This window comes from Ligilactobacillus sp. JN-6 (Y).1 (genome assembly GCF_058111525.1).
Genome location: NZ_CM176599.1, coordinates 2,161,914 through 2,181,704, shown reverse-complemented (window position 1 = coordinate 2,181,704; position 19,791 = coordinate 2,161,914). Strand labels below are relative to the sequence as shown.

Genomic DNA, 19,791 nt, shown 5'->3' with positions numbered 1-19,791 from the left:
TAATGTTTATGTTTAAGCTCAAAAAATTTTAGTTTAGCTTTTATATTAAATGTAATTACTAAGCAACATAATTATACATTTTAGGTTCAAATCAGACAATCAAAATTCATAACGGAATGATACTTTTCAAGAATCACACGACTTTTGTAACTAGACGAAGTAGACAAAAGGCGCTAATACTGGTAACATCAACGATTGTAATATACACTTTTGATTTGATCAATTTGTAGAAGTGGTGAAAAAATGAGTAGTCTAAAAACTTATGCCGTGGTGGATCTTGAAACCACGGGAACTGCTATTAATGGGACTAATAGGATCATACAATTCAGCTGTGCTTTTGTTCAAAGACAAAAAATCGTGAATGAATTTTCTACTCTGATCGATCCCAAACAGCCGATCCCTAAAGAGATCTCACAGTTAACTAATATCAGTGACAAAGACGTCAGGAAGGCTCCCAGTTTCGAAGAAATGGCTGGAACTATCTATTCTCTATTGCAAAATACGACTTTTGTCGCACATAACATTGCCTTTGATTATAATTTTTTGAATAGTGAATTGGTCCGTGTAGGTTATCCGGAATTGGGTCTTAAGGGTATCGACACGGTTCAGCTGGCCCAAATCGTTTTACCGACATTACCGTCCTACCGTCTTTCTGATGTAAGCCATTTTTTGTCTCTAACTCATGAACATCCACATAATGCGGCGAGTGACGCCCAAACGACGGCCATGCTTTTTATTAAATTGCAAGAAAGGATCTTTAGCTTTCCGTTGACTTTATTAGAAAGATTGGCGTCTATGGGTAGACAATTAGAGCTAGATACAGTCGATAGTTTTAAAGAAGCATACGATAAGAAAAAAAAACAGGAAACAAAACTGCCCGCTGATTTAATGTCGGTGTCAGGTTTGATCATTCAACGACCTGTTTTTTCGAAGGATACGTTGGCGCCCCTTGATTATCCTGTTGAGCTAGTTGATAAGCAAAAACTATTTGCGGGTATCATTGATGTCAGGCAACAACAAGTAGAGATGATGGATGAAACTTTCGAGTTTTTTAACAGTTCGGAACTTGTACGAGTGATAGATGCTCCAACAGGGACAGGCAAAACGTTAGGTTACCTTTTCCCGGCTGCTTACCAAACAGGGCAAGGAAAGCAGGTAATTATTAGTACTGCAACTAATGTATTGCAGACGCAGTTACAAGAAAATGCATTTGTACTGTTAAAAGAAATACTGCCATTCGGTTGTTCAGTTGTTTCTTTAAAGGGAAACCACCACTTTATCGACCTAGCGCGGTTTGCACGATCGCTAAAACAGGCGCAAAACTCTCACACCAATTTGTTGCAAATGAGGATCATGGTGTGGTTGATGCAAACAAAAACCGGAGATTTTGATGAGTTGCATTTGACTAAAATGCAAGACCCATTGTTTAATGAGATCTATCACCATGGTGTTGAAGAACTAGATAGTGATGATCCTTTTTATGCAGTTGATTTTTTGCGTAGAAAAAAAGTGGCAGAAAAAAACGCTGATTTTGTGTTAACCAACCATGCATATTTGAGTAATCATGTTGACGAATTAAAAGGTAGCTCAAGTCTCTTGATCGTTGATGAAGCGCAGCATTTGGCGCCTTTCACTGTTAAAAGTAACCGCAAAACACTAGATTTTGACGAAATTAAGATACTCGCCGATTCAATACTTGTTAAAATTAGGTCGCATGAGTCGTATTCGTTCATCAACTTAGTTGAGTCCGGCTTCATTACCAGTTCTGAATTTAAACATTTATTGCAAGTTATTAGAGTGATCGATTCAAGAGTTCCAGAGTTAAGAGCTGAAGTTGAGCAGAACTTTGTAAGGGGAAAAGCTAGTCAGGATGAATATTATGAACAGTTGATCCGTCCGGAAAAAATACGTGGTTTTGTTAAGAGTCGGCTAGCGGAATTTCAAACAGTTTCTAAAGCTTCCCAAAAACTAGTAATGGTAGTTCGTGAGTTGTATAAAAAATTTGTTACCCAAAGCTCGACCATGCACTTAAGTTCGCTTCAAAACAGACTTTTAAATGATTATTTTACGTTGACAAATTCACTGACAAAAGAATTGAGGAACTGGAAATTATTTGAGCTAGATCAATTAGAAGAATTACGTGATAGCCAAATAATTTGGTTGTCAAAACCCAATGTTCGAGGGGGACATTTGCGCATCCACAGTGGGTTGATGCAAACGAAGGATTTCTTGAAAAATCATATTTATGAAGCGTTTCAACATACGTTGCTAACTGGTGCAGAATTGTCATTGCCGCAAATCAAGAACTTTGTCTCGACTGATCTTGACTTGCCTGAAAGAACACGTATTTCACAATATGATTCACCATTTGATTATCGGCGGCAGGTTACGACTATGGTAGCTGCGGATGCGCCTGACGTCGGCAATGTAGATTATCAGGAATACTGTAACTACCTGGCTACTTCTATTGCAGAGATATGTAACAAGGTCCCCCGTCAAACTTTGATCCTTTTTAATTCTTTGCAGACAATTGCTGATGTTTATAAACTGTTGCAACAAAAAGGAGTTACGTCGACCAAGAATATTTTGGCTCAAGGTATTTCTGGTGGAGTAGAGAAGATAAAAAAACGTTTTGTAATGGACCATGATCACCAAGCGGTCTTATTAGGGACTGGCAGTTTCTGGCAAGGGGTGGATCTTCCCCATGATGACCTGGAGTTGCTGATCGTGACACGATTGCCTTTTCAACCAGTTGATTCGGTTATTAATCAGGCTAGATATAACAAGGCCAAAAGGGCAGGAGACAATCCTTTCTCAACGATAGCCTTGCCTGAAGCCGTGATCAAGTTAAACCAGGGATTTGGTCGGTTGATCAGGACACCGACAGATTTTGGTGCATTCGTCTTGCTTGATCCACGTATTGTGACTAAAAAGTATGGGACCGTTTTTGAAAAATCATTTCCAGCAGGAGTTAAGTTACAGAAGAGAAAAACTGCGGAATTGGTAGAAAATTTGGAAATTTTTTTTAAAAACACTTAGGTCAATCTTTAAAGAAGAGCATAGTGTTGGTATAATTAACTAATGTCTAAATTTAATGAGTTTTTAAAAGAGTGAGCAAGGATAGGGTAAGAAATGAGAAAAAATAAGCACTCAAAAATGAAATATTTTTGGTTACTTTTGTTGGCATTATTGTTATTGATAATAGTTTTCTTCAGGGGAGCGACTGGCCCTTACGAACAAAATGAGCAAAAAGCGACGGCGTTGGCAGAAAAATATGCCCATATTACTAAGAAAACAAATTATTTTGAATTTCGACGGCCCAAACAAACTTATCATACTGTCGAAGGCAATAATAAACAAGGTGATAAGCTCTATGCGGTCGTTGCAGGTAATAATCGTCGCATCAATATTTATGCAGCAAATAAAGGTATCACAGCCAAACAAGCCCGTGCTTTGATACAGTCTAAAAGAAAGCCAAAAAAGATTTTAAACGTTGCTTTAGGTATGGACTCTGCTAGAAAGCATCCTGTCTGGGAAGTAACTTATTTAAATCAAAGAGGTAACTTATGCTATTCACTGTTAACATTTAAAGACGGAACCGTGATCAGGGAGATACAGAACTTGTAAAAAACAAGGTGGAGAAATGCGCTTAGAAGCTGAGCATTGTGGAGTTTAGCACTTTAATGTGGTTTGTGCCCTATAAGTGCCAAACCCGATAAGCGAAATCTCTCGCGTTGCGAAACTGTCCTAAAATAATAAGCTGTAGTGAACTAAACGAAGGGTCGGAGGAATGTCTAATGGAATTATCACAGCGTGTGCAAAATTTACAACCATCTGCAACTATTGCTTTGTCTGACCAAGCTAAGCAATTAGCTGCCAAAGGAGTAGATGTCGTTAATTTGACGACAGGTGAGCCTGATTTTGCAACACCAACAAGTATCAAAAATGGTGCGATCGAAGCGATCAAGCAAGGCAAAGTTGATTCATATACGGCTGCTAGTGGGATATTGCCTTTGAAAAAAGCGCTTGCTGCCAAAGTTGATCAACAGTATCAGGCAGATTATTCTGCAAAGAATGTTGCGGTAACAACTGGAGCTAAATTTGCTTTGTATTTGTTAGGACAGGCTTTACTAGATCCTGGAGACGAAGTGCTGATCCCAGTGCCGTTTTGGGTCAGCTACGGTGAACAGGTCAAATTAGCAGGCGGGCGGCCTGTATTTGTTGCACCTACAGATGTTTCGGGAAAAGTATCTGTGGCCGACTTAGAAAAAAGTGTTACTCCAAAATCCAAGGTCCTGATTATTAATTCACCACAGAACCCTTCTGGGCTGGTTTATTCCAAAGAGGAGTTGTTGGAAATATCTCAGTGGGCAACGGAACACGACTTAACTTTGATCACTGATGATATTTATCGCGATTTAGTTTATAATCAAACTAAATTTCATTCTGCTTTCGAGTTTGCTGATCAGATCCGAGAGCATGCAGTTTTGGTCAGCGGTTTTTCGAAGTCTTACGCTATGACTGGTTGGCGGATCGGTTTCATTGTTGGCCCTGATGCTTTGATAGCAAAGGCCAATGCGTTATTAGGCCAAACGACCAGCAATTTAACTGTTGCTAGTCAGTATGCGGCTCTTTCGGCGCTTGAATTACCGGAAAATGAGGTCGAAGAAATGCGTGTGTCTTATGAGGACCGCTTGAATCGTTTTTACCCTAAATTAGTGGAGATCCCTGGTTTTTCGTTTCCAGCTAAACCACAGGGGGCATTTTACTTTTTCCCTGATGTTAGAGAAGCTTTGAAATTAACGGGGATCACGTCAACGATCGAGTTCGCTGCCCAACTGTTAGCCGAGGTACATGTTGCTTTAGTACCTGGCGAAGCATTTGGATCACCCGGTTTTGTACGGTTGACCTATGCTGCCAGTGAGGAGAGTTTAGAAGAAAGTATTCGAAGGATCAATAAATTTATGCAATTACATATGTAGGAGGAAGATTTGTGGAAACTATTAGTATTATCGACTCAAAAAATCATGTTGATCAAAAGGTCAAAATTGGTGTTTGGTTGACAAATAAACGTTCCAGCGGAAAAATCGCTTTTTTACAATTACGAGATGGTTCCGCTTATTTTCAAGGAGTGGTTGTTAAAAGCAACGTTTCTCCTGAAGTATTCGAATTGGCTAAGGAAGTCAAACAAGAAACGAGTATGTATGTTATTGGGACGGTTCATGAGGATTCCCGCTCGCACTTTGGTTATGAAATTGAAATTGATGATATTACCATTGTTGGTGAGAGTGAAGATTATCCTATCACTCCTAAAGAACATGGGACTGATTTTTTGATGGATCATCGTCATCTCTGGCTACGGTCCAGGAAGCAGTTTGCAAATATGCAGATCCGTAATGAGATCACTCGTGCGACCTTTGAATTTTTTAATCAGGAAGGTTTCATTAAATTTGATGCACCGATCTTGACCGGTAGTGCGCCAGAAGGAACGACTGAATTATTCCATACCGAATATTTTGATAAAGACGCTTATCTTTCTCAGTCGGGGCAACTTTATGCTGAAGCTGGGGCAATGGCCTATGGTAAAGTCTTTACGTTTGGCCCGACTTTCCGCGCTGAGAAATCCAAGACTCGTAGACATTTGATCGAGTTTTGGATGATAGAGCCAGAAATGGCATTTATGCACCAAGAAGAAAGTCTAGAGATCCAGGAGCGTTACATTGCCTTTCTTGTACAAAACGTGCTGGATAATTGTGACTATGCACTCACACTTTTAGGTCGCGATAAGGAACTATTAAAAAATTATACTAAGTTGCCTTATCCACGGATCTCCTATGACAAAGCTATTAAGTTGCTGCAAGACTCAGGTGAGTTTGAAGGCTTAGAGTGGGGGGCTGATTTTGGCTCTCCAGAAGAAACTTATCTGGCTAATCATTTTAATCAACCAGTTTTTGTTGTTAACTATCCTAAGACGATCAAGCCGTTTTATATGAAGCCACATCCGACTCGAAAAGATTTGGTAGTTTGTGCTGATTTATTAGCTCCTGAAGGGTATGGAGAAATTATTGGCGGTTCAGAACGTGCTACTGATCCTGACTATTTAGCTGAACAAATCAGGAAAGCTGGTCTAAATGAAGATGACTACCAGTGGTATTTAGACTTGCGTAGATATGGGAGCGTACCTCATTCGGGGTTCGGTTTGGGACTGGAAAGAATGGTCACATGGATCACTGGTGAAGAACATATCCGTGAAGCGATCCCATTCCCACGGATGCTTAATCGGATCTACCCGTAACATATTTTTAAGAAAATAAGGAATGGAACCATAGTGTGACTGTGGCTGCCATTCCTTTTTAGCTAATTTGGTAAAGTGGAGTGATTTATTGCTGCTAAATATTTTATAATATAATTGACTGTCAAGGTGAAAGGAGAAAATGATTTGGACCAAACATTTGCAAAATTTATTGAACAGGGACAACTGAGTATCTCAAATATGGTCTTGCACCGATATTCTCAACTTGGCTTGACCAATGAAGAATTTATCTTATTTTTACAAATTTCCAGTTGCTTACAAGCAGGACAAGATTTTCCTGATCTTGAATCGATCGCACAAAGAATGGGTGTTAAAAATACAGAGATCTACGACCTGTTGCACCAACTTTTAGCGAAAAAATTGTTGACGATCGCTCCAGTTAGCGATGCTAATGGCAAGAAACATGATTGCTATAGCTTTGAATTGTTATATCGCAAGTTAACGACCTTAGAAGAAAATGACGAGAAAAAGGAAGCAGATCAGGATTCTTTAATGGAAAAAGAACAGGTCTATAATTCGATCGAAGAAGAATTCGGGCATCCTTTATCGCCGATCGAAATGGAAACGATCGATTCGTGGCTGAAAGAAGATCATTATTCACCTGAATTGATAAGTGCAGCTTTAAGAGAAGCCGTATTAGCTCGGGTATATAACTTGAAATATATGGATAAGATACTCTTAAACTGGGAAAAACAAAATGTTAGATCTGCCGCAGATGTCGCAAATTTACAAACTAAACGGCGCCAGAAATATAGTGGCCAGTCCGGTGAAACGAAGAAACAAGGGAATAATAATAAACCTCATATCCCCTTATATCGTTGGTCGGATAAGCCAGACTCAAAATAGAAAATTAACGATAGAGGTCAAAATATGTTGAATAATTCTCAAACGGTTGCGGCGATCAAAGTAATGATGAACGAATTTCCCGATGCCAAGTCCGAACTAAAAGCTGCTTCCAATTTTCATTTTTTGGTGGCAGTGATACTCAGTGCACAAGCGACAGATAAAGCGGTAAATTCAGTGACACCGGCTTTATTTCAAAGGTATACAAAGTCTGAAGAGCTTGCCTTTGCAGATGTTAAAGAAGTTGCAGGCTACATTAAGAGCCTCGGTTTGTATAAAAATAAAGCGAAATATTTAGTAGCTTGTGCGCGGATGCTAGTCGAACAATATCACTCTGAAGTGCCGCACTCTTTAACTGAATTGACATCTTTACCTGGAGTAGGTCGCAAGACAGCTGCCGTTGTTTTAGCCGATTGTTTTGGAGTACCAACTATTGCTGTAGACACGCATGTTGCAAGGACTTGCAAAAGACTAAGGATCGTTGCTCAAAAAGATAGCCCTGCTCAAGTCGAACAGGTTTTAATGAAAAAACTGCCGCGATCGATGTGGATCCGTGCTCACCATACAATGATCTTTTGGGGACGTTATCGTTGTACAGCAAGAAAACCGGCGTGCGAAACTTGTCCGTTACTTTCTATCTGTCAAGAAGGGAAAAAGCGCATAGAGAAACTTGCAAATTGAAATTGATTTAAAAGCAAGCAAAAAACCACGATTTTAAATTCGTGGTTTTTTGCTTGGAAAAAATTAGTCTTGGTTTTGGCTTTGCGGAGCGCTTCTTTGTGTTTCGGAACTGCTAGGACGACTGCTATTTTGATCGTTGCTTTGCCTACTGCTGCTTTGACTGTTGTCTTCTTGGTCACTAGTACTTGATGAGGGCTCTTGTGAAGAAGGCTCTTGTGAAGAAGTCGAGGAGCTCTCTTCGGATGAGGAGCTCTCTTCGGATGAGGAGCTCTCTTCGGATGAGGAGCTTTCTTCACTACTTTCACTGCTGGAGCTTGATTCTTCTGAGCTTGAACTGCTTGGTTCAGAAGAGCTTACACTCGAACTAGAGCGACTTTCTTTGGAAGAACTTGATTTCTTTGAGCTGCTTGTATCATCTTTGCTCTTTTTGACGATCATGGACTGATCTGGTGAACCGGCAAGATAAAGCTCACGAACACCGTTGACCTGTTTACTTAAAACATTACTTGGCTGTGACCAATCCGAATTTGTCTTTCCTTGTGAGATATAAGACATGATAGACTTATAAACCAACTGAGATATCCTCACAGAGGCCTTATCTAGATAATTATTACCTTGATATGGATGATCATAACCAGTCCAAACTGAAATTGAATAGTTTTTAGTGTATCCGTTGAACCAGGAGTCCATGGAAACGTCCGCTGGGAATTTGTCAGCAATATCATCTGGATAGGCGTTGGTACCGGTTTTACCAGCTTGATACAAGCCTGGGATCTGTGCTCTAGTACCGGAGCCCATCGGTGAATTAATAACACCCTTTAAAACATCGGTGATCATATAAGCTGTTGATGACTTCATTGCTCGCTTGCCTTTGCTTGAATAGTCGTTTACCTGGCCATCGGCAGTTTCGATCCTGTTGATATAAGATGGCTTATAATATGTTCCACCGTTAGCAAAAGCCGAATAGGCCGCTGCATTTTGCAGGGTAGAAGAAGATAGACCGATCCCATTTTGATATTCTAATTGCTTCTTATAATGGAAGCCTAACTTGCCAATAAAGTTTTGCGCCTTGTCTACACCGACCATTGCTAAAGTTTTGATAGCCGGAACATTTCTTGACTGAACTAAAGCATCTCGCATTGTCATAGTACCCTTGTATTGATTATCGAAGTTATTTAACTGGGTGTTGGTACCTGGATAAGTGTACTTTTCATCTTTAAGTGAGTGGTAAGTTGCCCAGTCCAGGTTTTCGATCGCAGGGCCGTAATCCATTAAAGGCTTGGCTGTTGAACCATTTGTCCGGTCTGTTTGGACTGCACGGTTCAAACCATATGTGACGTTACCAGTTTTTCTGCCACCCAACATAGCAACGACCTTCCCATTATTTGGGTTCACGATCGTTGAAGCAACTTGCAGTTTCTTGTCAGGGAAATTAACATAACGGTCACTATTAGCGATATTATAAAGTCTCTTTTGGATCCCCATGTCGATATTCGTGTAGATTTTGAGATTAGAAGCGTAAGGATCGTAACCTTTTTTCTTAACTTCAGTGATAACTTGTTTGATATAAGGATCGGCAAGTTTTGACTTCTCATTTTTTTGTTCGCTTTGATGATAAGGAAGTAGGCCATCCTTGACATTTTTACTTTCAGCCTCGTCGTGCTGAGCTTGAGTGATCTTCTTATTTTTCAGCATGGCATCTAAAACTTCATTTCGCCTTGCTGTAGCAAGTTTAGGATTAGAGTATGGATTATATTGCGACGGAGCATTCGGGATACCGGCAAGCAATGCTGTTTGGCCTAGATTTAGGTCTTTGACCGATTTACCGTAGTAGAATTTAGCGGCAGTTTGCATACCATATGAGCTATATCCCATGAAGACCTTATTGATGTAGAAGGTCAAAATTTGGTTTTTAGAATAGGTTTTATCTAATTTACGGGCTAACCATGCTTCTTGCGCCTTTCTTTTAAGTGTTTGGTCTGATTTTTTGGTCGAGAAGAAAGATAATTTTATCAACTGCTGATCTAAGGTGCTTCCTCCTTGCAGTCCGGACGTGGATCGAGAAAAATTAGAAAATGCTGCTCCAGCGATCCGCTTGATATCCACACCTTTGTGTTTATAGAAACGGCGGTCTTCGATGGAGATCACAGCGTCTTTTAGTTGTTGTGGCACTTCACTTTCTTTTAAGGTTTCGGCATCTTGTGAACCGAGGTCCAAGATCTTATGGTCAGAGGAGTCATAAATCTTAGTAGCTCCTGGGTTTTTGAGGTTACTTTCATTCAATGCAGGAGCACTTCTAGCATAAGAGAAAAATAAAGTTGCCCCGGCTGCTAAGATCACGACCAATAACAATACTAGTGACCAAAATATTTTGGCAAAAACATGCCGCTTTTTACGCGGATGTTTTGGTCGCTTATTTTTTTGTTCTTGTTCACGCTGCTCAACACGTGAATATTTTGGATCTTGTTTACTCATGATAAACATAAACTCCTTTTATTACGGCGTATTTGATTTTTTGACCAACTCATCAACACCCTTAAGATAAGGGATCCGCGGGTTGATATGGTAATTGATCAAATAGCTTTCTTTTTTAATTTGATCATAGGGAATGGATTTACGTCCTTTTTCTTGCTCATCCCAATACAGGAATAATAAATGTGAAGGCATTAAGTAAATTTCTTGGCGGGCAACGAATTTGACGATAGTAAAACATATTCCTTGCTGTTTCTCACATGCCTTCATGTGTTTGATTTGATGGTCATGGAAATTATTTAAAGGAAAAGATGAACGATTACGAGTTTCTTTTGCTTCAAAATCAATATAGTGACCCTGATATACACCGTTATAATCAGTAGTAGAAGCTTGCTTGAAGTAAGCTTCCTTGATCACTGCGGCACTCCTTTTAGGATAATTAACATCCACGATCTGAATTGGGATCGGTTTTTTATGGATCACGGCTATTCCGGCTTCCAAATAATACTTATTGCTGAGATTGATCTCTTGTTCAAGTGACATGCCACGATTACCATAGATGACATTTTCATTTGCTAGAGCAGTGTGAAAGCTTGAACCATGGCCTGGAGTACTTTGGTCCTGAAAAGGAGTTCCGTTTGGATAGTGTTTGATCATTTTTTTCACACTCCTATGCGCTTCATTATAGCAACTCAGCTCACTAATGGCAAAGTTTGAAAAAAAGTTTTGACCAGAATATACTTAATTGGAAGATAAGACATATACGTTAATATGGCTGGTCTGTTCAAGTAAGCATTGCTTGTTTCTATTTTAATACAGCTATATTATACAGCAGATCGGTGGCAGTTGATATTTTAAAGCAAGAGAAGGTGATATCTTTGCGTTTGTGGGTCACAGGTTATCGGAGTTATGAATTGAATGTATTCAATGACAAAGATCCCAAAAAGGATGTTATTAAGGCTGTCATAAAAAATAACTTAAAAGAGAGCTGCGACAGTGGATCAACTTGGATCATAACGGGAGGACAGTTGGGGGTTGAACAGTGGACGGTTGAAGCAGTAGTTGAATTAAAAGAAGAATATCCTGAATTAAAAGTAGCTTTGATGTTGCCGTTTGCGGATCTCGGTGGAAATTGGCAGGACGAAAAGAAACAGCGTCTAATGGAATTAAAGCAAAAAGCTGATTTTTGTGCGTCTGTTAGTAAGCAGCCGTATAGTTCACCGCAACAGTTAAAAAATTACCAGCGGTTTATGTTAGACCATACGGAAGGCGCTTTATTGATATATGATCCCGACTATCCTGGCAAAACTAAATTTGACTATCAGGCTATCAAACAACGGCAAGAAAAAGCCAATTATACTGTGCAACTGGTGGAAATGCTTGACCTCCAAGATGCCGCAAGTGAGTTAAATGAACAGCGACAACAACAAGAAGATGATTATGAGTAACTAATTGAATTTGAGTATTTTATCTACCAGGAGCTATTAGCTGCGTGTATTGAGTATAAAAATAGCTTGAATTTTTAGAGGTAACTGATATAATAATATTGTTATAAGTTAAGTTCCTTTTTGGATGGGGTGCAAAGCAATGGAAAACATAAAACTAACGCCTAAAGATATTGTCAACAAGCATTTTAAACCTAAGATGCGTGGTTATGATCCCGCAGATGTCGATGAATTCTTGGATGATGTTATTCAGGATTATGAGATGTATGCTAAAGAAAACCAACGTCTACAGGCTGAAAATGATCGTTTAGTCAGCAAAGTTGATGAGCTTACTAAACAAGTGGCAGTTGGTAAATCCGGACAGACATCACGTCCAGCATCTAATACGACGAACATGGATATTTTGAAACGTTTGTCTAATTTAGAGCGCCATGTGTTTGGTGCCCAGCTTAACGATGATGATCAAAGTAATCAGTTTTAATAATTAAGTGTAGTCTTCTGGTAATCGCGGTCTGCTTTAAGCAGGCTGAGGAAAGTCCAAGCTTACACAAGCTGCGATGCTTGTAGTGTTCGTGCTTGCTGAAAAAATAAGGCAAGGAGCCTGTAGTGAATAGGTTATGGCAGATAAAGGGGCTAAAATTTCGATCATGCCTCAGTAGTCTTGAAAAGTGCCACAGTGACGAAGCAAACAGGGAAACTTGTTTGGTGGAACGCGGTAAACCCCACGAGTAGGTAACCCAAATTATGGTAGGGGCGCTTCATGACGGAAATGAACAAATCATGGGGGCGAGTGTTCGACACTCGGAGATAGATGATTACCACCGATTCCGGTTCCTGGATCGGATGACGTACGGAACGTGGCTTATAGAGGACTACATTACAGGAGGTCGGGGTAATTTTATTATCCCGACTTTTTTTAGTAAATTTAGAGGGAGCTGGGAAAATTTCACCTTTTTTCGGCAGTAAATCTCTTTTGTACAAGTATGGAGGCTCGTTCATGAAAGAATATAATTTAATTGCGACTTGTGCTTCGGGGATCGAAGCCTTAGTCGGTAAAGAGTTGTGTCATTTGAACTACGACACTCAGATCGAAAATGGCAGAGCAAGATTTAAAGGCACCTTTGAAGATATTTTTTGGACTAACATGTGGTTGCGGACTGCTGATCGGGTCAAGATCGTTTTGGCTGAATTTCAGGCAAAAACATTTGATGAGTTGTTTGAACAGACCAAAGATGTTGCATGGGATCAATTTTTGCCGATGGATGCTGAATTTCCAATTGCTGCCAAATCGCAAAAGTCCACTTTGCACCATGTGCCAAGTATTCAATCGATCGTAAAAAAGGCAGTGGTCAAACAAATGGCGGATGCGTATCACCGGCGGACTAAGTTTCCTGAAAGCGGAGCTAAATTTCAGATCGAGGCGAGCTTAAATAAAGATCATGTTATGCTGTTGTTGGATACCACAGGAGATAGTTTATTCAAGCGGGGCTATCGTGCGGAAAAGGGGCCAGCACCATTAAAAGAAAATATGGCTGCTGCTTTGATCTTATTGGCACGTTGGTATCCAGAGATGCCGTTTGTGGACCCTGTTTGCGGGTCGGGTACTTTGCCGATCGAAGCAGCGTTGATCGGGCGTAATATTGCTCCTGGATCTTGGCGGACATTTGCTTGCGAGTCATGGCCGCTGTTTCCTACTGATGTTGCTAAAAAATTAAGGAGCAAGGCAAAAGCTGCCCAGGATACAGAACAAAAGTTGAATATTCATGGTTATGATATCGACGAACAGATGATCTCGATCTCTCGTTTAAACGCAAAAAATGCTGGTGTCCTCCACGACATTGAGTTTAAGCAGTTAGCCGTTAAAGATTTTAAAACGACAGAAAAAAATGGTGTGATAGTAGCTAATCCACCTTATGGAGTCCGTTTGGATGATCAAAAGCAAGCGGCAAAGTTGTACCAACAAATGGGTGAATTATACCGTCCGCTGAAGACGTGGAGTAAGTATATCTTATCCAGTGATTTGAATTTTGAAAAGGAGTTCGGGAAAAAGGCTACCAAACGTCGGAAACTCTATAATGGTGCTCTAAGGACAGATCTTTTTCAATATTGGGATAAAAAAGATAGAAATGTAGCGACGAAATGAGCGCTCTTAAAAGGTCAGGTGAACTCAAAAAATGGATAAGAAATTTAGTTACCAACCGGACATTGCAACCAGTGTGATCTGTTGGTCATTTACGCTGATGATTTTTTTGTTGAGTATGTTACTGTGGCTGGAGATCACTGTTCTTCAACCATGGACGATCATTACTTTTATTATCTTTATTTTGATTTTCGTACTTCAAGTCAGGTCGCGTAAAATAGAGTTAGGACAAGATCAGTTCATTCTTAATAAGGTGATCAAGACTAATAATGAAGCTATTTTGTATGCAGATGTTTTGGATGTGACTACTACAACACACAAGTTAATGGTAAAAACTCAGCATAACCAATATGAATTTTTAATGAAGAAAAAAAATGTCAATGAACTAGCAGCCATGATCAAAAACAACATGTCTGCGGAGTGATCATTGGCTAGCATTATAGTTATGAGAGAAAAGGAGGCAGTCGGTGGTGGAAGATATTGAGATCGCACAAAAAGCGGATCTATTGGAAACAACTCAAATTGCAAAAGATGCCGGGATACCACTTGAAAAAGTGGAGCCATATGGTCGCTACAAGGCCAAGATCGACTTGCCATTAAATGATGGTCTAACTCATATGCAGATGGGAAAATTGATCTTGGTCACTGCTGTCAGTCCCACTCCTGCAGGTGAGGGTAAGTCAACCGTGACCATTGGTTTGGGAGATGCCCTTAGAGCTGCTGGAAAAAAAGCAATGATCGCCCTACGGGAACCTTCAATGGGACCTGTCATGGGTGCCAAGGGAGGCGCTACGGGCGGAGGATATGCACAAGTGATCCCGATGGAAGATATCAACTTACACTTCACCGGTGACATGCACGCATTGACTAGTGCGAATAATACCTTAGCTGCGCTGATCGATAACCATATATATCAAGGAAATAAACTTAACATAGACCCACGACGCATTGTGTGGAAACGTGTTTTGGATATTAATGATAGAGCTTTAAGAAATATAGTTATCGGGATGGGCGGTACCACTTCCGGAGTTGTTCGTCAGGATGGCTTTGATATTACGGTAGCCTCGGAATTAATGGCAGTATTATGTTTAGCCACGGATATTGAAGATTTGAAAAATAGAATTGCGAAGATCTTAATCGGTTATACATATGCAGGACAAGCAGTTAGAGTTGGACAACTTAATGTTCAAGGTGCGATCACTACTATTTTGAAAGATGCCTTGAAGCCGAACTTGGTACAAACGCTCGAACATACACCGACTTTGATCCATGGCGGACCATTTGCTAATATTGCTCATGGCTGTAACAGTGTTTTAGCAACCAAGACCGCATTAGAGTTAGCTGATTATACGGTGACTGAGGCGGGATTTGGCTCGGACTTAGGAGCGGAGAAGTTTTTAGATATCAAAACACCTGTACTTGGAAAGACTCCTGATACGATCGTGGTCGTAGCCACAGTGCGTGCGCTTAAAATGAATGGTGGGGTCAGTAAAGAAGACCTTAACGAGGAGAATATCGAAGCACTGGAGACTGGCTATAGTAACTTGTCACGCCATATTCACGCAATGCAACGTTATGGTATTCCAGTAGTTGTTGCAGTCAATCGGTTTAGTGGAGATACTGAAAAAGAGTTAGCTTGCCTGCAAGAGCTTTGTCATTTAGAAAGCGTCACAGTAGAATTGGTGAGTGTATGGGAACAAGGAAGTCAAGGTGCCAAAAAATTAGCCCAAACAGTGATCAGCAGTTGCAATACTAAAAGTGATTTTCATGCTTTATATCCGCAGAAAACGACTTTGTCGCAAAAGATCGCTACGGTCGTGACCGAAATATACGGTGGAAGTGACGTTATTTATTCTCCGAGGGCTAAAAAACAATTGCTGGAGTTTGAACGGCTGGGCTGGGATAAGTTACCAGTCTGTCTGGCTAAGACACAGTATTCGTTTAGTGATGATCCTAAACTTTTGGGGGCGCCCCGAGGATTTTCGCTCCATATACGTGAGCTTATCCCTAAGTTAGGTGCTGGCTTCATCGTAGCTTTGACTGGGAATGTTTTAACTATGCCGGGTTTGCCTGCTAGGCCGGCAGCCGATCAGATCGACATTGATCGTTCAGGTAAGATCACAGGACTGTTTTAGTGTCTTTGGTGGTCAGCAAGATCCAGATAACAAATATTATTGTGTGGTTTAGCAAAGCTTAGTTTTTGTTTGCTTTTTCTCACTCATATTAGAGATGAAGGGCGTCGATTTTATGCCGATTTATGTATTATTAGTTTTTGCAGTTGTCCTACTTGATCAATCGGTCAAATTTTTTGTCTTAGGACATATTCCTTTGAATCATAGTGAAGTTTTGTTCAATAATATCTTTTCACTAGCTCATATTAGGAACTATGGGGCAGCTTGGAGCATTTTACAGGGACAACAATGGTTTTTTACCGTTATTTCACTCATAGCGATCGTTGTTGTGATCTACTATTTTATTAAATTATGGAAGAATTGGGGTTACGCTTTAGGCTTAACGTTGATCTTAGGGGGCACCATTGGTAATTTGATCGATCGCTTACGGCTTGGTTACGTGATCGATATGTTTCAATTGGATTTTATCGATTTTCCGATTTTTAATGTTGCTGATTGTGCTTTGACTGTAGGGGTGCTTATAGTTTTAATTGTGATGCTAAAGGATGATTCATTATGAAGGAATTGAATATTACAGAGCAAAATGGCCGTTTGGATCAAGTTCTAAGCGAGTCTTTTTCAGAATATTCGCGTTCTACTATTAAAAAGTTGCTGCTTGACGGTAAAATATTGGTCAATGGCAAAAAATTGAAACCTCGTTATCAAGTCAAAGCTGGGGATCGGATCACTATCGAAGAACCTGAAGTTCAAAAGCTCGACCTAGTGGCGCAAAATATTCCGTTAGACATTGTTTATGAAGATGATGATGTTTTAGTTATTAATAAACCTACAGGAATGGTTGTTCATCCTGCACCAGGGCATCCAGATCATACGCTGGTAAATGCTTTACTGTATCATTGCCCCCTATCTAAGATCAACGGCACTTTACGCCCCGGGATCGTCCATCGGATCGACCGCGACACATCGGGTCTATTGATGATCGCAAAAAATGATCATGCTCATCAGAGCTTAGCTCAACAGCTCAAGGATAAAACGACCAGTAGATATTACATCGCTTTAGTTCATGGGATGATTAAAGAAGATCAGGGCACTATAGATGCCCCATTGGCAAGAAGCCCAAAAGATCGCAAAAAGCAGGCGGTTGTTGCTGACGGTAGGCGCGCGGTGACGCATTTTGAGGTGTTACGCAGGTACCAGGGTTATACTTTGCTCAAGTGTCAGTTAGAAACGGGACGTACACATCAGATTAGGGTCCATTTGAAATATATCGGGCATCCCGTGGCAGGAGATCCACTTTATGGGCCAAAAGGGACACTCCCAGGGCCGGGTCAGTTCTTGCATGCCGAACAATTAGGATTTACTCATCCTGTAACTGGTGAGAGGCTAAACTTTAAGGCACCATTACCTGATTATTTTGAGAAAACGTTGAATGACCTTGACAAAGATATAAGTAATTAGTAAGATTATCCAGAAGTTAAGTTCCTTTTAAAGCTTAGTCCAGAGAGACTGGTAAGGGCAGCATTGAAGAAAAAGTTAGTAAGCCGTTTTGGCAAGCTCAACTGTGACCTCAAACGGCTGCAGTTGAGCTATTTTATCAGAGCTGGTTAAGTTTTGTTGAATTGAAATTGATGTTAAAGGAGAAATTCGATGCCAAAGCAGATCTTTGATGAAATCGCGATGAAAAGGGCACTGACAAGGATCACGTATGAGATCATCGAAAATAATAAAGGGGTCGATAATTTAGTCCTAGTTGGGATCAAAACACGTGGCATTTTCATCGCTCGGCGGATCGCAAGACGTATAAAAGAACTTGAGGGGCTTGATGTTGGTGTCAATGAATTGGACATATCACTTTACCGAGATGATGTCAGCAGTCAGCAGCCGGGTACGGAAAAACAGGTCGCTGAATTCAAAAATGATATCAGTGATAAAAACGTTGTTTTAGTTGACGATGTCTTATTTACAGGGCGGACTATTCGTGCGGCTCTTGATGCTATTATGGATCAAGGACGTCCAAGAAAGATCAGGCTTGCAGTTCTAGTCGATCGTGGACACCGCCAACTTCCTATCAGAGCGGATTTCGTTGGTAAGAACATTCCCACTTCTTGGAATGAAAAAGTAGCAGTCTATATGGCTGAAGTTGACGATAAAGATGAAATAGATCTGATTTGATCTGATTATTGCTATCTAGAAAAAAGTTAAATATTAGTGAATGAACCATTTAAATGACTCCAGTGAGGGCACAACGGTTTAAGTAGCAGGTCATGATTTGTGTAATTGTGGCTGTGTGTTTACCTAGGTCATTTGGTGGTGGCCTAGGTTTTTTTGTGGGTACAAAAGAGGGGTGATCAAAGGCGATAGGCACACAGGAAACCTGGATGTGTTTTGTTGATTTTTATATTTACTTTAATAAATGAAAGGAAGAAAGCAAACATGGCAGATAAAAATAACAATAAATTTCGTAACGAAGAAGCTATCTTAGATATTGGTGACAAGCCTAAATTTGGTCAATGGTTAGTGTTATCGATCCAGCACCTTTTTACTATGTTTGGTTCCACTGTCTTAGTTCCATTGTTAGTCGGGATCAATCCAAGCATCGCTTTGTTTGCATCAGGCGTTGGGACCTTAGTTTACATATTATGCACCAAGGCTAAAATACCAGCCTATTTAGGGTCTAGTTTTGCTTTTGTGGTTACCATGCAGGGTTTAATGCACCAGTACGACTATCCAGCAGTCGGCCAGGGAGCGATAGTTTCTGGACTTGTCTATGTTGTTGTAGCTTGGCTGATCTCTAAGTTCGGTTCTACCTGGATGGACAGAGTTTTGCCATCGGTTGTTGTTGGACCGATCATCATTGTGATCGGACTTTCGTTAGCAACGACTGCGGCTAAAGATGCAATGATGAATAACTCTCACTATGACCTGAAATTCTTTGGGGTGGCAATTTTTACCTTAGTGATCACGATTATTTTTAATATGTTTCTTAAAGGCTTTTCAAGTATAATCCCTGTGTTACTAGGAATAATTTGTGGGTATTTGTTAGCATTATCAGTCGGTATCGTTGACCTAGCTCCGGTCAAAGCTGCTAAATGGTTCAGTTTGCCTGCATTTAATGTGATGTTCGTTAATTATGATTTTAAGTTATATCCTGCTGCTATCATCGGGATGGCGCCGATCGCTTTTGTAACGATGACAGAACACATTGGTCACATTATGGTTTTAAATAAGTTGACTAAAAGGAATTTCTTAAAAGATACTGGCTTGCACAAAACTTTGTTAGGGGATGGTTTATCGACCATTATCGCGGGTTTTGTTTGTGGACCTCCAACAACATCTTACGGCGAAAATATCGGGGTTTTAGCGATGTCCAAAGTTCATAGCGTCTGGGTCCTTGGCGGAGCAGCATTTTTCGCAGTTGTCTTTAGTTTTTGCGGTAAGATCGCAGCTCTGATCCAAACTATCCCTGGCCCAGTGATCGGTGGGATCTCATTTCTGTTGTTTGGAATGATAGCATCCAATGGTTTACGGATCTTAGTCGATTCCAAAGTGGATTATGAAAAGAAGCGTAATTTGATCATTACTTCTGTGATCTTGGTGATCGGTATTGGTGGCACATATCTTCAGCTAGGCAACTTCCAGTTAACAAGTATTGCTCTTTCGACCGTATTTGGGATCGTGTTAAATCTGGTATTACCTGACAGTGCAGCAAGTGAAAAAGAATAAACGAGTAACTCGTTAGCTATAGTATGAATAAATGGACAAAGA

Annotated in this window: 17 protein-coding genes and 1 other RNA gene; 16 read left to right on the top strand and 2 right to left on the bottom strand. The window is 40.3% G+C overall.

Features of this window, described 5'->3' with window-relative positions:
• Positions 1 to 243: 243 nt before the first annotated feature.
• From AC3XNE_RS10160 to nth, 6 genes are all read left to right on the top strand, one after another.
• Positions 244 to 3,039 (top strand): helicase C-terminal domain-containing protein, encoded by a 2,796-nt coding sequence (locus AC3XNE_RS10160; protein WP_489831950.1) that lies wholly within the window; start codon positions 244 to 246, stop codon positions 3,037 to 3,039.
• Between the two features lie 93 nt (positions 3,040 to 3,132).
• Positions 3,133 to 3,627 (top strand): cell wall elongation regulator TseB-like domain-containing protein, encoded by a 495-nt coding sequence (locus AC3XNE_RS10155; protein WP_489831949.1) that lies wholly within the window; start codon positions 3,133 to 3,135, stop codon positions 3,625 to 3,627.
• 170 nt (positions 3,628 to 3,797) lie between these two features.
• Positions 3,798 to 4,982, top strand: a complete 1,185-nt coding sequence (locus AC3XNE_RS10150) for a pyridoxal phosphate-dependent aminotransferase (RefSeq protein WP_489831948.1) — start codon at positions 3,798 to 3,800, stop codon at positions 4,980 to 4,982.
• An 11-nt stretch (positions 4,983 to 4,993) separates the two neighbouring features.
• The gene (gene asnS, locus AC3XNE_RS10145) at positions 4,994 to 6,295 is read left to right on the top strand and encodes an asparagine--tRNA ligase (protein WP_489831947.1); all 1,302 of its coding nucleotides are present in this window, start codon (positions 4,994 to 4,996) and stop codon (positions 6,293 to 6,295) included.
• A gap of 144 nt (positions 6,296 to 6,439) precedes the next feature.
• The gene (locus AC3XNE_RS10140; RefSeq protein ID WP_489831945.1) at positions 6,440 to 7,159 is read left to right on the top strand and encodes a DnaD domain protein; all 720 of its coding nucleotides are present in this window, start codon (positions 6,440 to 6,442) and stop codon (positions 7,157 to 7,159) included.
• Positions 7,160 to 7,183: 24 nt separating this feature from the next.
• Positions 7,184 to 7,837, top strand: coding sequence for an endonuclease III (gene nth, locus AC3XNE_RS10135; protein WP_489831943.1), 654 nt, complete (start codon positions 7,184 to 7,186; stop codon positions 7,835 to 7,837).
• Positions 7,838 to 7,900: 63 nt separating this feature from the next.
• On the opposite strand, the gene AC3XNE_RS10130 is transcribed toward nth, so the two are convergent.
• Complete coding sequence (locus AC3XNE_RS10130) at positions 7,901 to 10,312, bottom strand: transglycosylase domain-containing protein (RefSeq protein ID WP_489831942.1); 2,412 nt, start codon at positions 10,310 to 10,312, stop codon at positions 7,901 to 7,903.
• A 21-nt stretch (positions 10,313 to 10,333) separates the two neighbouring features.
• Positions 10,334 to 10,966, bottom strand: coding sequence for a Holliday junction resolvase RecU (gene recU, locus AC3XNE_RS10125; protein ID WP_489831941.1), 633 nt, complete (start codon positions 10,964 to 10,966; stop codon positions 10,334 to 10,336).
• Positions 10,967 to 11,187: 221 nt separating this feature from the next.
• On the opposite strand from recU, the gene AC3XNE_RS10120 reads away from it, so the two are divergent.
• From AC3XNE_RS10120 to AC3XNE_RS10075, 10 genes are all read left to right on the top strand, one after another.
• Positions 11,188 to 11,757 carry an SLOG family protein gene (locus tag AC3XNE_RS10120; protein WP_489833405.1) on the top strand — a complete coding sequence of 190 codons (570 nt, stop codon included), beginning with the start codon at positions 11,188 to 11,190 and terminating at the stop codon, positions 11,755 to 11,757.
• A 139-nt stretch (positions 11,758 to 11,896) separates the two neighbouring features.
• Complete coding sequence (gpsB, locus tag AC3XNE_RS10115) at positions 11,897 to 12,235, top strand: cell division regulator GpsB (RefSeq protein WP_010494256.1); 339 nt, start codon at positions 11,897 to 11,899, stop codon at positions 12,233 to 12,235.
• A 12-nt stretch (positions 12,236 to 12,247) separates the two neighbouring features.
• An RNA gene (rnpB, locus tag AC3XNE_RS10110) (RNase P RNA component class B) lies at positions 12,248 to 12,624 on the top strand.
• Positions 12,625 to 12,751: 127 nt separating this feature from the next.
• Complete coding sequence (locus tag AC3XNE_RS10105) at positions 12,752 to 13,897, top strand: THUMP domain-containing class I SAM-dependent RNA methyltransferase (RefSeq protein ID WP_489831940.1); 1,146 nt, start codon at positions 12,752 to 12,754, stop codon at positions 13,895 to 13,897.
• A gap of 31 nt (positions 13,898 to 13,928) precedes the next feature.
• The gene (locus tag AC3XNE_RS10100) at positions 13,929 to 14,318 is read left to right on the top strand and encodes an EbsA family protein (protein WP_489831939.1); all 390 of its coding nucleotides are present in this window, start codon (positions 13,929 to 13,931) and stop codon (positions 14,316 to 14,318) included.
• A gap of 46 nt (positions 14,319 to 14,364) precedes the next feature.
• A complete protein-coding gene (locus AC3XNE_RS10095; protein ID WP_489833404.1) occupies positions 14,365 to 16,029 on the top strand; it encodes a formate--tetrahydrofolate ligase in 1,665 nt (554 codons plus the stop codon).
• A 112-nt stretch (positions 16,030 to 16,141) separates the two neighbouring features.
• Complete coding sequence (gene lspA, locus AC3XNE_RS10090) at positions 16,142 to 16,585, top strand: signal peptidase II (RefSeq protein WP_489831938.1); 444 nt, start codon at positions 16,142 to 16,144, stop codon at positions 16,583 to 16,585.
• Positions 16,582 to 17,484: an RluA family pseudouridine synthase gene (locus AC3XNE_RS10085; protein ID WP_489831937.1), complete on the top strand. Its 903-nt coding sequence runs from the start codon at positions 16,582 to 16,584 to the stop codon at positions 17,482 to 17,484. Before lspA ends, AC3XNE_RS10085 begins: the two co-directional genes overlap by 4 nt.
• A 189-nt stretch (positions 17,485 to 17,673) precedes the next feature.
• The gene (gene pyrR / locus AC3XNE_RS10080; RefSeq protein ID WP_489831936.1) at positions 17,674 to 18,198 is read left to right on the top strand and encodes a bifunctional pyr operon transcriptional regulator/uracil phosphoribosyltransferase PyrR; all 525 of its coding nucleotides are present in this window, start codon (positions 17,674 to 17,676) and stop codon (positions 18,196 to 18,198) included.
• Positions 18,199 to 18,459: 261 nt separating this feature from the next.
• Positions 18,460 to 19,749 carry a solute carrier family 23 protein gene (locus AC3XNE_RS10075; protein ID WP_489831935.1) on the top strand — a complete coding sequence of 430 codons (1,290 nt, stop codon included), beginning with the start codon at positions 18,460 to 18,462 and terminating at the stop codon, positions 19,747 to 19,749.
• Positions 19,750 to 19,791: the final 42 nt, after the last annotated feature.

What these genes read in the sequence shown, in the direction of transcription:
- nth (WP_489831943.1), top strand. Translation starts at nt 7,184, where the DNA reads ATGTTGAATAATTCTCAAACGGTTGCGGCGATCAAAGTAATGATGAAC.
- recU (WP_489831941.1), bottom strand. Translation starts at nt 10,966, where the DNA reads ATGATCAAACACTATCCAAACGGAACTCCTTTTCAGGACCAAAGTACT.
- pyrR (WP_489831936.1), top strand. Translation starts at nt 17,674, where the DNA reads ATGCCAAAGCAGATCTTTGATGAAATCGCGATGAAAAGGGCACTGACA.
- AC3XNE_RS10100 (WP_489831939.1), top strand. Translation starts at nt 13,929, where the DNA reads ATGGATAAGAAATTTAGTTACCAACCGGACATTGCAACCAGTGTGATC.
- AC3XNE_RS10075 (WP_489831935.1), top strand. Translation starts at nt 18,460, where the DNA reads ATGGCAGATAAAAATAACAATAAATTTCGTAACGAAGAAGCTATCTTA.
- lspA (WP_489831938.1), top strand. Translation starts at nt 16,142, where the DNA reads ATGCCGATTTATGTATTATTAGTTTTTGCAGTTGTCCTACTTGATCAA.
- gpsB (WP_010494256.1), top strand. Translation starts at nt 11,897, where the DNA reads ATGGAAAACATAAAACTAACGCCTAAAGATATTGTCAACAAGCATTTT.
- AC3XNE_RS10160 (WP_489831950.1), top strand. Translation starts at nt 244, where the DNA reads ATGAGTAGTCTAAAAACTTATGCCGTGGTGGATCTTGAAACCACGGGA.
- AC3XNE_RS10130 (WP_489831942.1), bottom strand. Translation starts at nt 10,312, where the DNA reads ATGAGTAAACAAGATCCAAAATATTCACGTGTTGAGCAGCGTGAACAA.
- AC3XNE_RS10150 (WP_489831948.1), top strand. Translation starts at nt 3,798, where the DNA reads ATGGAATTATCACAGCGTGTGCAAAATTTACAACCATCTGCAACTATT.
- AC3XNE_RS10105 (WP_489831940.1), top strand. Translation starts at nt 12,752, where the DNA reads ATGAAAGAATATAATTTAATTGCGACTTGTGCTTCGGGGATCGAAGCC.
- AC3XNE_RS10085 (WP_489831937.1), top strand. Translation starts at nt 16,582, where the DNA reads ATGAAGGAATTGAATATTACAGAGCAAAATGGCCGTTTGGATCAAGTT.
- AC3XNE_RS10155 (WP_489831949.1), top strand. Translation starts at nt 3,133, where the DNA reads ATGAGAAAAAATAAGCACTCAAAAATGAAATATTTTTGGTTACTTTTG.